Genomic DNA, 1131 nt, shown 5'->3' with positions numbered 1-1131 from the left:
AGACGGCCGGGTTTGGCTTGGGTTGCCGCGGCTGGTTTGCTGGCGCTGACCTGCACCAGCGTGGCGGGCGCTGCCGCGGGGGCGGCCTGGACTGACGCCAGTTGCGCCTGAGCAGCGGCCTGCCGGTCCTCTTGCTCCTTACCGGACGGCCAATAGCGCTCTTTCTCGAAGGGATAGGTCGGCAACGCGACCCGGCCCGGCCGCTGTCCCGGGAACAACCGTGCCCAGTCCAGCTCGATCCCTTCTACATACAGTTGCGCAAGTGACAGCAGCGCACCGCGGAGCACCTCGGGATTGGCCGGCGCGCGGCAGTCCTGCAAGCACTGGTCGGCCACAGCCTGGGCCTTGGTGGAGGCTTCCTGGGTACCGTCGACGATCCCGCTGTAGCCATCGACCAGCTCGCTGGCGTCCAGCCATTGCCCCAGTTGCACGCGCAGCGCATCCGTATCGCGGGTGACCCAGGCCAGGCGCTGTTCGAGGTGGCGCCGGCCCAACAACAGGGTGTGGCTCATGGCACCCGGCTCGACGGGCTCATACTGCAGGTGGGCGAGCAGGTTCTTTGCCTGCAGCCGGAGTTGCTCCAGGGTCCTGGCCGACAGTACCACCAGATGCAGCGGGCTGGCCGATGGCCGCGCCGGACGCTCGGGCGCTTCGGCGATCACCGCGTGGGCGTTGGTACCGCTGAAACCGAATGAGCTGACGGCCGCCAGCCGCTCCCCGGCCACGGGCCGGTGCCACTGTTCGGTGCGGGTGGGGACATGGAACGGACCGTGGGAAAAATCGATGTGCGGATTGGCACTGACGAAATGCGCCGACGCCGGGATCTGCCGGTGCCGCAACGCCAGCAGGACCTTGAATACTCCGGCGATGCCGGCCGCTGTGGCCGTGTGCCCCACCGTGCTCTTGATCGAGCCAAGGGCACAAGGTGCGCCACTATGGCCACCTTGGGCGAAGGCATCGGCCAGGGCCCTGGCCTCTATCGGGTCACCCAGCACCGTCGCGGTACCGTGGGCCTCCACCAGGCCGATGTGCTTGACCTCGATGCCGTGGCGCCGATAGACCTCCAGTTCCAGCCGGGTCTGGGCAGCAGCGTTGGGCGCCGTGATGCCGTTGCTCGCGCCATCCTGGTTG

Annotated in this window: 1 protein-coding gene; it reads right to left on the bottom strand. The window is 68.3% G+C overall.

What is annotated here, in order from left to right; genetic code table 11:
- A partial coding sequence (locus H7A76_RS32940) for a type I polyketide synthase (RefSeq protein WP_185702243.1) occupies positions 1–1131 on the bottom strand: 1131 nt, incomplete at both ends.

Origin of the sequence: Pseudomonas sp. MSSRFD41 (genome assembly GCF_014230245.1) — a bacterium.
GTDB lineage: Bacteria > Pseudomonadota > Gammaproteobacteria > Pseudomonadales > Pseudomonadaceae > Aquipseudomonas > Aquipseudomonas piscis.
The sequence above is the reverse complement of the archived record's forward strand: the minus strand, read 5'-3'. Positions and strand labels throughout refer to the sequence as shown.